The following is a 13,864-nucleotide window of genomic DNA, read 5'->3' on the forward strand; positions in this document are numbered from 1 at the left end:
CAGCGGGACCGCCCATATACCTGGGTTCTGCAGCAGGTAGTGGCCTTGGCGAAGGCTCAGTCAGGGCGCTCATGGAGTCAAGTGCAGATAGTCATCGGTAAACCCGGAAAACGCCTGAATGGCTGGCCAATTCAGAATTCTGATCGACTTGCGACCAGTCTCGATCAACCCTCGGCGACGCAAGCTCTGCATCACTCGATTGGCGTGCACAGAGGTCATACCCATCGCCTCACCGATCTTGGTCTGGCTCATCGGGAATTGGAAAACATTGTCGTCGGCAAGCCCTGAGGCCCGTGAGCGCACCAGAAGCTCACAAAAAAGATGGGCAATGCGCTCTTCCGCGGAGCGGCCGGCTTGGTTGATCAACCACTCTCGTGCGATGGATTCATCCACCATCATTGACCAGTAGAGCGCCCGCGCCAGCCGAGGATGCTCTCGGAGCAGCCTATCCAGAGCATCTTGACCGATGACTCCGACCCTCATGGCGGTCTCGGCACGCACGGAATGGTCCATGCGCTTCAGCAGGGTGATATGCACATCGCAAATATCGCCGGGCATCAAGTAGGCCACGATATGCTGCTGACCGTTGTCCAGCAGTTTGTAGCGGCTAGCCCATCCCTGCAGGATGACATGGATGGCCCTGGGCTCGCTGCCGGCGGAGAGCAGATGCTCGCCCCGAGCAACCTGCCGATGACGTTTCAAGGCAGATTGAAATGCCTCCTTCTCTTCGGCAGCAAGACTCGTGAAATTATCGAGTCGATGAAAACAGGGCTCAAGCATCGCAACAACACCGTTGGCCTCTTCTGCACACCGGCGTTTTACCCACGTGCGATCGAGATTGTTGGGAATTCGGCATGGATATCGCTCGCCTCAACCTGAAGCCACCGGCGACGACACATAGGAACGACGCCCATCGGCACGACGCAGCCACTGACGAATCAACACAAACGCCAGCAAGGCCTCCGGTATCTCACCGGCATAGAACATCAGTTGTGCGCCGTGCTCCACCATGCCCGGCGGCAGTGCCGTCGGAAGGTGGAACCGAACCATCCATTTGGCCACGGTTGCGTGAGCGGCCATCGATGCCACCAGCACGCCAAAACGCAGTCCAAGCGACGGCCGTCTTGGTGCCGGGTCCGGCCCGGCGATGGCCCAGGTAAAGAGACAACCGGCTATCACGAAGTGCCAGTGCAGCAAACTCGCAAAAATCGGTGAACGCAGCATCATCGCGTAGAGGTCCGTCAGATAGAGTGCGGCCATACCGCCAACATTCAATATCGCTGCCGTCACGGGATGAGCCAGAAATCGAATCGGCACTGTCGATACTAGATTGACCCAGGCCCGCCCCCATTTCGCGGGCATGTTTTTCAGCGCCAGCGTGACCGGTGCGGCCATCACCAGACCGATCGGCGCGATCATACCGACGATCAGATGCATGACCATGTGGCCGCGAAAATCGTGATGCCCCCACGCCATCAATGGGGGAGAGAGGACCATCGCCACCGCGACGGCCGCCGAACAAAACGAGATGACTCGCCACCGGGGCCAGCCGATACCATGCCGCGACAAACGATACGCGCCCCAGGCATAGCTCACGGCCAACGAGAGGAAGACGACAACGTAGCCGTTCATCGCGTCGTGGTATCTCGTTGGCTGAGCGCCTCACCGCGTTGGGCACGGCGCAGCAGGGCGTAACCGATCATCAGCAGCATTAGACCCGCTGCATTCCAGCCCAGATCGTAAAGCCATAAATTGTCGACATAGCGCACCTGATGCAGTCCAAGAATCTTGTGGTCGACAATCCCGTCGAAGAGCTGAAATCCCCCCAAACCCAACAGAAACCCGGCGCCGCGATAGCCCCGTGCCTGGCGACCGACTTCATGTAGGCGCAGCATGATCGCAGCACCAGAAACAAGCGCGATCAACTCAAGCGAATGGAGCAGCCCATCCGATGCGAGCGCCAGCGCACTGTTGTCCGTCTCGACAAAATGGTGCCAGGCAAGTACCTGGTGAAAGACGATTTCATCGATAGCGGCCATGAAGCCAATGCCCAGCAGGCTGGCAGTAAGCGCCGTCGCCTTTCTGTTTCCTTCCATGTGCATCTCCCGTGCAGGCCTATATTCCTTGCCAACCCACTCAAAGCGTAGAACCCGGAACGCGAATGCCCATCGTGTTTTGTTTGCGCTGGATCAAAACAAACCTTTCAACGGTTCTGATTGGCTTCGGCATTAACGTCGATCAAAGGTCGGTTAGCTGCGGTGCACTAACTTTCGATGGCTTCATGAAGTCGCCATGACCTATCGAGGTCCAGATGACTTCTCATGGTTTCGGTGGCAAAGCGAGTGCGATGGCGGCGGCATGTCTGCGCAATCGATGCCCGCCATCCTTCACCGCCGCACCGAGGCTAATCCATCATTCCGATAAAGAGGCAATGTCATGTTTCACCACTCATCGAAGCTTCAGTACCCGGTCAAGGTCGATCGTCCCGACCCGCAGTTCGCCATGCTCCTCCAGCAGGCCATTGGCGGTATCGAAGGCGAAATTCGTGTTGCCATGCAGTACTTTTTCCAGGCCATGGGCGCACGAGGCGACGACCGTATTCGCGACATGTTGATGTCGACCGCGACCGAGGAACTCTCTCACATCGAGATGCTCGGCCACGCTGTAGCCCTCAATCTTGAGGGTGCACCGGTTTCCTATCAGGAAGCGTCTGCAAAAGACCCCATCATCAACGCCATTCTCGGCGGCGCCAATCCTCGCCATCTTCTCTCTTCAGGGCTATCCGCGATGCCCGTCAATGCCAACGGGGTGCCATTCGACATGAGTCATGTCTACGCGACCGGTAATGTCGCTGCCGACATGATGGCCAACGTGGCGGCAGAGTCCGGCGGTCGGGTGCTGGCATCCAGGCTGTACAACTGGACCGACGACAAGGGCATGAAGGATTTTCTCTCGTTCCTGATCGCCCGCGATACCTATCATCAGCAGCAGTGGCTGGCCGTTGTCGAGGAGCTGGGTGGCCTCGAGGAAAACCTGCCGATTCCCAACTCCACGCCGCAGGAGCATGAAGCGATGGAGCACTCTTACTATTACCTCAATACCCTGACCGACAAACCCGCAGCACAGGGCCGCTGGAGCCAGGGCCCATCGCTGGACGGTCGCGGCGAGTATTCAGCGAGAGAGCAACCGGAGCCGCTGGGCCAGGAACCGACGCTACCGAATGCGCGGGAGGGTTCCGGCGCACAGAAGGAGCAGATGTAAGGCGTACTCGGGCGCCAACAGCATCGGTGCCCGAGATCGAAGGGCTCGACACGCCCTCCGACCCGCGGTTTCGGCTGAGAGATTTGTAACGCGGGGTAAGTTCGTCAAGGGTTTCGTCTCGTCCCGCAAGCGATTCAAATCAAGCATATTTCCATGCGAAGTTGTCAAGAAGGAAAAATAGTTATCACAAGTTATATAATGACTGACATCAAGGCCAACTCGCTGAAACTTCGGTCTATTTAAAATATATTGCCACCTCCGCCCCAGCCTCTCAAAACAAATCACCCCCACCTAATCTTTATTAATAACATTTAAAAACCCCAATTAACTACCGCTGGGCGCTTGGCCTCCTACAGTACACAGGCAACGCAGAAAAACGCGTCGCGTGGCACTCGGATATCAAACTCCCATGCCTCCGGCTCTTTCCAGTTCAAGGCCTTCGCACGGCGAGCCGATGCCGGCGAAACCTTCCAAGGGGATTGATATGACTTCTCTGGCCGCCGCTATGGAACACGATGAGTCTCTCAAGAACGCCGTTCCAATTAACCTCGACCGAGGTTCTCGCTATGCTCTCTACTATGAAATCCTCTCTCGCCACTGCACGCTAGCCCCTCATCATCGGGAGCGCCTTATCAGGCTGCAGCAGTCGCCGCGACGTGTCGCGAAGGACGATACGATTATCGGTCATGGGCAAAGCACCAAGACCCTATACGCGGTGCAGCAGGGTTGGGCCTGTTCGAGACGAGTCTCTCGGGACGGCCACGGACAGATTATCGATCTCTACCTGCCCGGCGATATCGTAGGGCTGCGTGATTATCAGGGCGGCAGATTCGATGAGGTGACCATGTTGACCGACGGGTTACTCATTCCGGTGCAGAAGCCGCATCTCGAACAGGTGACTCGCCAGAACCCGGATCTCGCCGAGGCCCTCCTCGCGGTAGCGCTTCATCAAGGCAATATCATTACCGATCGGCTCAACAATCTGCTGGGCCACGACGCCATCACCCGACTGGCCCACTTTCTGATGGAGTTGAATGCAAGGCTCAATACGTTTGGCCCGGATAGTGACAGGCTGGCACTCCCCATCTCCCAACAAGTGATTGGCGATCTATTGGGGATGACCAACGTCCATGTCTGTCGGTGCATGTCCTCTCTGCAAACTCAGCGTTTGCTTCGGCGAAATGCCGAACCCCGCAGCATCCAACTGCTGAACCGAACCGCACTGATCGAGCTTTCGGGTTTTGCCATGTCCTATCTTTTCACGTGCATGCGGCGAGGCCAGAATTGGCGTCGTGGGGCCACTTCATAAGTGTGAGTAATGCCGAGTAGCCTGGCCAGTGAACCGTTCAAGGCATAAGACCTGGACGGCCTGCCCAGTTCCCCAGCGCTTGCGAAAAGCCAATACTAATCCAGGTTATTGCCGGGATTCTAACTGCCCATAAAATCGCTCTCTTATGCAGGGTAGCGTCAGTCAGATAAGGGCAGGATATGCAATTTCGGTTTCAACTCTTCAAGAATCGCGCAGGCTATATTTCACTTTGCCGGGCATTCCCCGAATTCACGGCATCTGCTGCCGATGAAAAAGCCGTGCTCCGGTTATCGGTCAAGAATTTGAGCTCACTGATCGCGAGCCGTCTCTCCAACGGCATTTATATTGATGACAGTATCGGCACCGATAATGGGGGGGCTTTTGTACGATATCCGACCTATATATGGAAACCTCCCTTGGGTATCCGGCTCAAGATCGCCCTATCCAATGGCATAATCGACAAGGGATGGACGCGACGTCGCTTCGCCGAAACGATGGATATCACGTGGCCAAGTCTCAACAATCTCTTCGATATCCATATCAGTACTCGGATCGCGACATATGACCGGGCCTTCGACCTACTGGGTCTGCACCCTCACCTGGAAATTCGAACGGTGGCATCCGATGACCCCTTTCGAAACTCGAGGCTCTAACAAAGCGCTTCGTCGTTCACATCACGGTTCTCGCGCTGGCTCCCCGGTGAGGTACTTTCACGCCGCCTTTGCTGCGCTTCGCGCTTGGCCTGGCGCTCGTTCAAACGCGTCACCGAGTTTTCGTCATCCGCGTCTCGAGGGGCATGTGACTCATCGTTGCAAGCGCTCGGCGCCTGAGTCGGAGGGGACGTCGAGCCCGACATCCCGGCATCGGTGGGGGAATCTCTATCGATACCCTATGCGTGTGCCACTGCCACAAGGGCGCTGAACGCCAACCCTGCCAATAAAGTTTGAACCATGGACATCTTTATCGTTTGCCTCTCTGCCTGGCTTTCGTCGAGACATTCGTCCGATCAGTGCCTGCTTCAGGTAACGTTACCTTCAATATCGACCACTACGAGCTCGCACGCCAGCGACCTCTCAACACGCTCTGCCAGCGTAGCCGTCTTCTCCATGACTCTGGATCGCTGCGATCCTTGCCCCATGATCACTATTGTCGCATCTCGTTTCCGAGCCTCCCTGACGATGGCCTCTTCGACGTTACCACCGCAAATGATATTGTCGACCTCCGCCATCGGCGCATTAAGCGCTTCCCAGCGATCTCTCAGCAGCCTTTCGGCACTGGCAATGTCACGCTGATCTAGCGCAAGTGGGGAAGCGCCAGTAGCACGTTCCAGAGAGTTTCTCGACTCGCGCGACTCGATGACATGAAGCAGATAAAGACGATAATGCTCTCGCTGTACGATGGAGCGGGCTTTCTTCAACGCGGCCATGGAAGATTCACCTTCACTGACCGCCACTAAAATCGCCGCTGTCATGTCGCTATCTCCTTTCCCATATCTCGGGAATCAGCTTACGGCCGAGTCACCAGCGTGCATTAATGACGATCAATTCCCTGAACACTTCACCTTCGGCTCCTGCTGGGAACTCTCTCATCGCCACGGTTCAAGTCCCTATCTCTGCCGTTCGATTTCTGCCGTCCAATTTCGACAGTTCAGTTATGAAAGCAGGCGCGTTAGGGAGACATAAAGGCCTGCCACGCTATGCAATTTTCCTGGCACGCTGATGCACCGACTTTATTCTCGGAATGCCAAGGCAGTCGTTACCGACAGAGCGGCTGTCATGACAAAGGCAGACGGCGTCCCCAACACCAAAGTGGTACTGCCCGCGATAACCGAGCCGAGAATATTGCCCTCGGCATAACGCATGAGAGAGAGAAGCCATAAAGGGAAAGGCACGGCATGGCCTACCGCATTCCGCCCAGCGTCTCTGGTCCGCTGGAGATCCGCGAGAGAAATGGTTATCTGCGCGTGATCACGCTGATGACGTACGGGGACGCCGCCACCGACGCGCCGGCCGAAGGCGTGGTCTATCTGGCCGGCGAGGACAACGCCGCCTATCTCGGGCCGGCCGCCGAGGCCGAGATCGCTCGCCAGATCGCGGCGTCTCACGGACCCAGCGGCCCCAATCGGGACTACCTCCTCAATCTAGCCGCGGCGCTGCGCGAGCTGGGGTCCGATGATGCCCATGTGTTCGAACTCGAGCGTGAACTATTGGCATTGCAGATCGGTTGAGCATCGCCGAGAGAGCCGCTCAACGCTCACGGCCGGCGTCAGGCGTCGAACGCTGCGGGCCATCCTCCCCGCGTCGTCTCGCCTTCTCCTCACGCTGAGCCTGACGTTCTTTCAAGCGCGTCATCGAATTGTCGTCACTGCCTTCACGGGAGGCTCGCGGCGCATCGTTAGCGCTGCCGGGCGCCTGGGTCGGCCGCGATGCCGCAGATTGGCTCGAAGCGTCACTGTCGACGCCCTGCGCCTGTGCGACCGGCACCATCGCCGCCAGCGCCAGCAACACCGGTAGCACTCGAATCAAGGACGATTGGATGTTCATGCTCTTCTCTCCTCGGCTGGACTTTCCCATTACCAGCCTGACGATTGATTCTGGGGCTCACCTTCACTATCGATCAGATGACGCTCGCTCGCCACACGGACGGGCGTGCCAACCGATCGCGATAACCTGAGTGAGAGAACTTTCCTTCTTCACGGCCGAAGATACCGCTCCCGTTCCGCATGACGCGGGCACGGCCATCATGATCGAAAGGCAAGAAGGGAAGTCAGCCATGGGATGGTTGAGTCAATACAGCGCGGCCGTTTCAGCGCTTGTCAGTGTCGCGACCGTGTTCGTCTGGATGTTCTACGCCCAGATTCTCTACCGCAATTACGCTCGCGTCAGACGCCCGCGCGTCATCATCAACCGCGGTGGCGGTTCGGGGTTATCGGCTCACTGCCTGATCAGCAACATGAGCTCGGAACCGATCTTCGTCTCGCACGTCATCGCGATCCTGCGCACGGCTCAGGGCGAGTTCGCCGCGAACGTCATCGACCGGACGCTCGCCGAACGCCCCCCGGCGGCGCGAGAGGCCCAGCGGCCATCTCAAGATTCATCCGCCTGCGCGCCCGCCAGCGCCCACGCCGGGACAGAGCACAACCTCGCCAACCGCCAGGGGCCGATGAATCCCGGGGAATACCATCCGATCGGTACGTTCGAGCAGATCATCGCGGCGATCGGCCACGACCGCAGCGTGAACGTCGACCCACTGGCTCAGCCATCTCTCACGGACTTCAAGGAGCTCGAGATTCGTCTCGTCGCGATTTACGGCAGCGAGGATGACGCCATTGGCGCCAGCCGGAGCTTTGCCTTCGTTCACGACACCGCCCCCGTCGATGACATGAAAGTGCGCTGCTGCCTGAAACCTCTCAGGATCGACACCCACCGCTATGCCAATCGCCTTCAGCGCCGCCGCGTCGCCCGCTGGATTCGCGATGCCGATCAGTACTGAGAGATATCGAACGCCGTAAACCGTCGTAACACCTCAAGGTCAGGGATGGTGATGATGTCTCGCTGGCGAAACATCAGATTCTCCTGCGAGAGCTGGGAGATCGTGCGACTGACGTGAACCGAGGTCATCCCCAGGGTGCTGGCGATATGCTCCTGGGTCAGTGGAAGATTGAACTTGTTCGCGAGATCCGGGTTGGTGCGCGCCAGCCGCGCATACATTTCGCACATGAAGTGCGCAACGCGGTGATCGGCCGCCTGATGATAGGTATGCAGAGTGCGATTGATGAGTATGACCTGCTGCAGACAGGCGACCTTGAAGAACATCCGCGTAAGCTTCGGAGAGAGCTCGAAGATATCGTCGAGGTGCTTGTGCGGAAAGCGACAGATAGTGCTCTCTTTCAATGCCCTGACCGAGGTCTGATGACTGTCCAGCGGGTATTCGTGCAGTCCGATCACGTCACCGGGCAGATAGATATCGTTGATAGTCCGCTTGCCATCCGGATGATCGACGTAACCGTATGCCCAGCCCTTGCTCATCACCGCCAGCTCGTCGGCGGGGCCCTCGCCGGCACGCCATAGATCCTGTTCCGCCTCGAAGCGCTCTGGTGAGCGCTCGAGTCTCAACAGCAGCTCGATCTCGTCTTCCTCGAGATTCTCATGCGATTCGAACTGCCGTACCAGGCAGCTGTGGTGCTTGGACATAGTCACCTCTAGTCGTGTATCGATGAACTCCCTGCGCTTCAGCCTAACCTCGCTCAATGCCAAGTTTGCCGTGGAAGCCGGGATATGTGAGGAAAATCATGCCCTACAGGATAGCCGCCAGAAACCAGGCCGGGGCGCGAACGGCCAAAAACCGCCGGGAGCGGTTTTTCACGCCGAAGGCAGCCCGAAGGGTGGCCGCCAGGGATGGCGGGACATACAAAACCGCCGGGAGCGGTTTTTCACGCCGGAGGCAGCCCGAAGGGTGGCCGCCAGGGATGGCGGGCCATAAAAAACCCGGCCGTCAGGCCGGGTTGGATCGTTGCGTTTCCCTGCTTACTTGCCACGGCGTCCTGCCGTGCGTCCTTGTGAAAAACGCTTCCTGCGCTTTCCTTCCTTGGCACCACGTCATCCTGACGTTGTTTCTCTACCCTACGCCTCCAAGACATCAATGCAATTGATGTCGATCAATTTCGCCCACCAGATAAGTAACTGTCGGTAACTTCAATGGCGCAGCCGGGAGACGAGCGACACGACGGCCAGCACGATGGCACCGGCCACCACGCCCAGCGCGAAGTTCAGCAGCATCGGCGTCAGCGGTTGGATGACCACCCCGACACCCGGAATCTCACCGGGCATTTCGGCCAGATCCTCGATGCCGTGATGTAGAAACGGGATGCCGTGGGTGAGGATACCGCCGCCGACCAGGAACATGGCGATCGTGCCGACGATCGAGAGCAGCTTCATCAGCCACGGCGCCGCCCACAGAATGCCGCGACCGATCGCCTGCGCTGACGACGATGCTCGCGCATTGAGGTAGAAGCCGAGATCGTCGAGCTTGACGATCGCCGCCACCAGCCCGTAGACGGCCGCCGTAATGACAACGGCGATGATCGCCAGCACCACGACCTGCTGCCAGAAGCTCGCATCGGCCACCGAACCCAGCGTGATGGCGATGATTTCGGCAGACAGGATGAAGTCGGTGCGCACGGCCCCCTTGATCTTCTCCTTTTCGAACGCCAGCCGCTCGGCCTTCGATTCGAGCTTTGCCGCTTCGCGAACTTCCGCCTTGTGGGCCTCGCCATCGTGGGCAAAGAACTTGTGGAAGAGCTTTTCCGCGCCTTCGTAGCAGAGAAAGGCCCCGCCCACCATCAGCAGCGGCGTGATCAGCCAGGGCGCGATCACGCTGATCAGCAGCGCCGCCGGCACCAGGATCAGCTTGTTGCGCAACGAGCCGAGCGCGACCGCCCAGACGATCGGCAATTCGCGATTGGCGCGCACGCCGGTCACCTGCTGCGCGTTCAGCGCCAGATCGTCGCCGAGCACTCCGGCGGTCTTCTTGGCGGCGACCTTGGTCATCATCGACACGTCGTCGAGCAGCGTGGCGATATCATCGAGTAACGTCAGTAGGCTGCCTGCGGCCACGAAAAATCCTCTGTCTGGCGAGCGCGGCGCGCTCGGTGAAGGCAAGAGCGCCAAGCTTAGCCAAAAGTCTCAGTCGGAATCGACCATTTCGGCTAGTGCCTGCGCCAACGTCTTGACGGATTCCGGTCGAACACAGCGAGCCACCTCCTTGCCATCACGCAGAAAGACGAACGTCGGCCACAGCTTGACGTGAAAAGCCCGCCCCAGCCGGCGCCCCTTGCCGTCTTCGACTCTGAAATAGGGTAACTCGCGATAGCTCGAAATGGCCTCTCTTATCAGCGGCTGCGCCGCCTGACACCAGGGGCACCAGGGCGCACCGAACTCGACGATGGCCGGGCCGGATAGACGGTTCAGCGCCTCCGAGGTCGGCTCTTCGGTGGTATAGGCGGGCAGGGGCGGGGTGACGTGGATGTGCTTGCTGGTCGTCATGGTGCGCTCTCGGGGCCAGATGCCTTGAGCATAGTCGCGGATGCGTCAGCCGAACACGTGGCGACGGCATCCAGTCTCTCACGGGGCCCAGCATCTCACGAGGCTTTGTCGAGACGTCGCAATCCCCGAGCGAACGCTTTCCAGCGCGCGACGTAATGCTCGGCAGAAGCTCGCAATTCGGCAATCGCTTCGGCATCCAGCGTCCGAATCGCCTTGGCTGGCGCGCCAACGATCAGGGAGTTGTCGGCAAACGTCTTGCCCTCGGTGACCAGGGCGTTGGCACCGATCAGGCAGTTGCTGCCGATTCTGGCGCCGTTGAGCACGGTCGCGCCCATGCCGACGAGCGTATTGTCGCCCAACTGGCAACCGTGAAGGATCGCGTGGTGGCCGATAGTGCAACCGCGACCGATGCGCAGCTCGAAACCGGGATCGGTATGCAGCATGCATCCTTCCTGGATGTTGCTGCCCTCGCCGATCACGATACGGTCGTTGTCGCCTCGGACCACGCTATGAAACCAGATACCGACGTCGGCACCGATCTCGACCTGACCGATGACATGTGCGTCCGGTGCGATCCAGTAGCGATCCGGGGCTGGCAGTTCGGGTGTCGCGTCGAAATAGGCGTAGACAGGCATTGGCGGGCTCCACGTCAGGGGCACGGAATCATGCGGGCGAAGCCATCATGCTCGCCTGCCGGCTCCCGGCGAGCCAGCCGACTTTAGCCTCGACATCGGCGCGGCACCTGAAAGCGCGGAGCCCCGATGACACCCCTGCCACCGGGGCTCTCGGTCGTCGGCTCAGGCTGCACGGTCGTCCTGCTCGCGCTCGCTCGAAGCGGCGGTGCTGACGCTGGCGCCATTCATGGAACTCTGATTCTGACTCGGGTTCTGGCCGGCGAACTGACTGGCCTCGCTCTCCGCTGCCATCGAGAAGGGCAGCACGGCGGAGACGACGATGGCGGCCAGCATCGAAAACAGTTTATTGAACGCTTTCATGACCACTCCTTCGGCAATGACGTGTCTGGTAAAAGTCGATTCCGCAATGACGTGGACTGCGACGTTTCGCCGCAAGATTGTAGTTAGCATGCTAAAAGACTCGCCATGCGTCAAGCCGCATTGAAGCGAAACACGCGCCGGCGCCTGGATTCCAAACGGATTGTTTAGTTTTTTTAATGTCTTAAATCACGACAATTCTTTCAGGGCCGTAATGATCCAGCGGCTGCAGCGACATAACACCGCACCCGAGCAAGTCCTTATTAAACTTAAAAACCCAGGCATCGATTTCGCTAACAACCACAATTTACCGCCCAATCAGAGACTTATAGTATCCCTTACTGCCTCAGACCGTGCGCCGACTTCCGGCGCCGGCTGACACCGACATTCCGGCACCGCACGAGGCCGGCCGCGCGCTCGGTCAACGCGGCCAATACCAACGTGTCGCCAGAGCCCCACGGCACGGCGAAAGCTCCTCGGCGCGACGACAACACCAACCATTGCCGGCATCGGAACCGTCTAGCGTCTTTGCAGAATCAAGGGATCACAATGCATCGCATCAATAGTTTGATCACGGCCATGTCTCTGGCCATGGTGTCCTCGACATCGCTGGCGAACGATCAGCCGATCGACGTCGTCCTGATCGGTGGTGGCACGATGAGTGCCACGCTCGGCACCTATCTCCACGAGCTGCAGCCGGACTGGAACGTCACTCTGTTCGAGCGCCTTGGACAGGTCGCCGAGGAGAGCTCCAACGCCTGGAACAACTCCGGCTCTGGACACTCCGCCTTCTGCGAGATGAACTACACCCCGCAGCTCGAGGACGGCAGCGTCACCATCGACCGCGCGATCAAGGTAACCGAAGACTTCGAAGTCTCGCGCCAGTTCTGGGCTCACCAGGTCGATCAGGGCGTGCTTCACGACCCAGCGTCGTTCATCACCAGCATGCCGCACATGAGCCTGGTGTGGGGCGATGCTCACGTCGATTTCCTGCGCAAGCGCTACGCGGCGATGCACCAGCATCCGTTCTACTCGCAGATGGAGTACTCGGAGGATCGCGACCAGATTCGCCAGTGGCTGCCGCTGGTGATGGATGGCGCCGACGACAATGCCCCGATCGCGGCGACGCGCATGCCGATCGGCACCGAGGTCAACTATGGCGAGATCACCCGCCAGTTGATCGCCTCGCTGGCCGATAACGACGACTTCACGCTCTCGCTCAACAGCGAAGTTCGCGATCTGGCGCGCAACGACGACGGCACCTGGAAAGTGACGGTGGCGGATCTGGCCAAGGATGGCGAAGAGCACAGCGTCAACGCGCGCTACGTGTTCATCGGCGCCGGCGGCGCAGCCCTGCCGCTGCTACAGGCTTCCGGCATTCCCGAAGCCGAGCAGTACGCCGGCTTCCCGGTGGGCGGTCAGTTCCTCTACACCACCAATCCCGAGGTGGTCGCCCAGCATCAGGTCAAAGCCTACGGGCTGGCCGCCGAAGGCTCGCCGCCGATGTCCGTACCGCACATGGACGCACGCATGCTCGACGGCCAGCCGGCGATCTTCTTCGGCCCGTTCGCGACGTTCTCGAGCAAGTTCCTCAAGAACGGTTCATGGACCGATCTGCTTGGCTCGATGACGTTGAGCAATACGTGGCCGATGATGGAAGTCGGCATGGACAACTTCAACCTGGTCCAGTATCTGGTCGGCCAGGTGATGCAGTCCGATGAAGATCGCATGGACGCGCTCAAGCAGTTCTATCCGAAAGCGAACCCGGATGATTGGAAGCTCTGGACCGCCGGCCAGCGCGTGCAGATCATCAAGAACGATCCGGAAAAAGGCGGTGTGCTGCAGTTCGGCACCGAGGTGGTGGCTTCCGAGGATGGCACCATGTCAGCACTGCTGGGCGCCTCGCCGGGCGCATCCACCGCGCCGCCGATCATGCTGCGACTCTTGAGCAAGGTCTTCCCGCAGCAGGTGGAAAGCGCCGCCTGGCAGGGCAAGCTCCACGAGATCATTCCCTCCTACGGCCAGCAGCTTGCCGACAACCCGGCACTGCTGCGGGAGCTGCGCCAGCGCACGGCAGCCTCGCTCGAGCTGAACAACGGCGACGCACCGACCACGTTCGAGCAAGCGGCAGAAGCCGAAATCGAAAGCGGCAACGTCCCCGACGAGTCGGCCATCGAACCGCAGGGTGCGGTCGCCGGCGACGCCTCGATCTAACCCGCATGGCGTGACGACATTGGCCCCACGCTGCCGCCGGCAGC

The 13,864-nt window shown here is 59.4% G+C and carries 16 protein-coding genes; 6 read left to right on the top strand and 10 right to left on the bottom strand.

What is annotated here, in order from left to right:
- Positions 1-69 precede the first annotated feature (69 nt).
- The 3 genes from IE125_RS18615 to IE125_RS18625 all read right to left on the bottom strand — a co-directional run bounded on the left by IE125_RS18615 (position 70) and on the right by IE125_RS18625 (position 2,096).
- Positions 70-780, bottom strand: a complete 711-nt coding sequence (locus IE125_RS18615; RefSeq protein ID WP_189446188.1) for a Crp/Fnr family transcriptional regulator — start codon at positions 778-780, stop codon at positions 70-72.
- A gap of 90 nt (positions 781-870) precedes the next feature.
- Positions 871-1,632, bottom strand: coding sequence for a cytochrome c oxidase assembly protein (locus IE125_RS18620; RefSeq protein ID WP_189446189.1), 762 nt, complete (start codon positions 1,630-1,632; stop codon positions 871-873).
- Positions 1,629-2,096: a DUF2243 domain-containing protein gene (locus tag IE125_RS18625; protein ID WP_229809208.1), complete on the bottom strand. Its 468-nt coding sequence runs from the start codon at positions 2,094-2,096 to the stop codon at positions 1,629-1,631. The genes IE125_RS18620 and IE125_RS18625 overlap by 4 nt, the downstream gene beginning before the upstream one ends.
- Before the next feature lie 340 nt (positions 2,097-2,436).
- Between IE125_RS18625 and IE125_RS18630 the strand changes: the two genes are divergently transcribed.
- The 3 genes from IE125_RS18630 to IE125_RS18640 all read left to right on the top strand — a co-directional run bounded on the left by IE125_RS18630 (position 2,437) and on the right by IE125_RS18640 (position 5,223).
- Complete coding sequence (locus tag IE125_RS18630) at positions 2,437-3,261, top strand: manganese catalase family protein (protein WP_189446191.1); 825 nt, start codon at positions 2,437-2,439, stop codon at positions 3,259-3,261.
- 484 nt (positions 3,262-3,745) lie between these two features.
- Complete coding sequence (locus tag IE125_RS18635; RefSeq protein ID WP_189446192.1) at positions 3,746-4,570, top strand: Crp/Fnr family transcriptional regulator; 825 nt, start codon at positions 3,746-3,748, stop codon at positions 4,568-4,570.
- A 179-nt stretch (positions 4,571-4,749) separates the two neighbouring features.
- Entirely contained in the window at positions 4,750-5,223 is a 474-nt protein-coding gene (locus tag IE125_RS18640) for a hypothetical protein (RefSeq protein WP_189446193.1), read from the top strand.
- A gap of 365 nt (positions 5,224-5,588) precedes the next feature.
- Here IE125_RS18640 and IE125_RS18645 read toward each other — a convergent pair whose 3' ends face one another.
- Entirely contained in the window at positions 5,589-6,041 is a 453-nt protein-coding gene (locus IE125_RS18645; RefSeq protein ID WP_189446194.1) for a universal stress protein, read from the bottom strand.
- Positions 6,042-6,464: 423 nt separating this feature from the next.
- Between IE125_RS18645 and IE125_RS18650 the strand changes: the two genes are divergently transcribed.
- Positions 6,465-6,797, top strand: coding sequence for a gamma-glutamylcyclotransferase (locus tag IE125_RS18650; protein WP_189446195.1), 333 nt, complete (start codon positions 6,465-6,467; stop codon positions 6,795-6,797).
- Positions 6,798-6,816: 19 nt separating this feature from the next.
- On the opposite strand, the gene IE125_RS18655 is transcribed toward IE125_RS18650, so the two are convergent.
- Positions 6,817-7,113, bottom strand: coding sequence for a hypothetical protein (locus tag IE125_RS18655; protein WP_189446196.1), 297 nt, complete (start codon positions 7,111-7,113; stop codon positions 6,817-6,819).
- Between the two features lie 229 nt (positions 7,114-7,342).
- On the opposite strand from IE125_RS18655, the gene IE125_RS18660 reads away from it, so the two are divergent.
- Positions 7,343-8,062 carry a hypothetical protein gene (locus IE125_RS18660; RefSeq protein WP_189446197.1) on the top strand — a complete coding sequence of 240 codons (720 nt, stop codon included), beginning with the start codon at positions 7,343-7,345 and terminating at the stop codon, positions 8,060-8,062.
- Here IE125_RS18660 and IE125_RS18665 read toward each other — a convergent pair.
- The 5 genes from IE125_RS18665 to IE125_RS18685 form a co-directional block, all read right to left on the bottom strand.
- Positions 8,053-8,763, bottom strand: coding sequence for a Crp/Fnr family transcriptional regulator (locus IE125_RS18665; RefSeq protein ID WP_189446198.1), 711 nt, complete (start codon positions 8,761-8,763; stop codon positions 8,053-8,055). The genes IE125_RS18660 and IE125_RS18665 overlap by 10 nt on opposite strands.
- Before the next feature lie 501 nt (positions 8,764-9,264).
- The gene (locus tag IE125_RS18670) at positions 9,265-10,185 is read right to left on the bottom strand and encodes a DUF808 domain-containing protein (RefSeq protein WP_189446199.1); all 921 of its coding nucleotides are present in this window, start codon (positions 10,183-10,185) and stop codon (positions 9,265-9,267) included.
- A 69-nt stretch (positions 10,186-10,254) separates the two neighbouring features.
- On the bottom strand, positions 10,255-10,614 hold the full coding sequence (locus tag IE125_RS18675) for a thioredoxin family protein (protein ID WP_189446200.1): 360 nt from the start codon (positions 10,612-10,614) through the stop codon (positions 10,255-10,257).
- Between the two features lie 95 nt (positions 10,615-10,709).
- Positions 10,710-11,249, bottom strand: coding sequence for a gamma carbonic anhydrase family protein (locus IE125_RS18680; RefSeq protein ID WP_189446201.1), 540 nt, complete (start codon positions 11,247-11,249; stop codon positions 10,710-10,712).
- 162 nt (positions 11,250-11,411) lie between these two features.
- Complete coding sequence (locus IE125_RS18685; protein WP_189446202.1) at positions 11,412-11,609, bottom strand: hypothetical protein; 198 nt, start codon at positions 11,607-11,609, stop codon at positions 11,412-11,414.
- Between the two features lie 546 nt (positions 11,610-12,155).
- On the opposite strand from IE125_RS18685, the gene mqo reads away from it, so the two are divergent.
- Entirely contained in the window at positions 12,156-13,820 is a 1,665-nt protein-coding gene (mqo, locus tag IE125_RS18690) for a malate dehydrogenase (quinone) (RefSeq protein ID WP_189446203.1), read from the top strand.
- Positions 13,821-13,864 lie beyond the last annotated feature (44 nt).

The organism is Salinicola rhizosphaerae (assembly GCF_014652715.1).
Lineage (GTDB): Bacteria > Pseudomonadota > Gammaproteobacteria > Pseudomonadales > Halomonadaceae > Salinicola > Salinicola rhizosphaerae.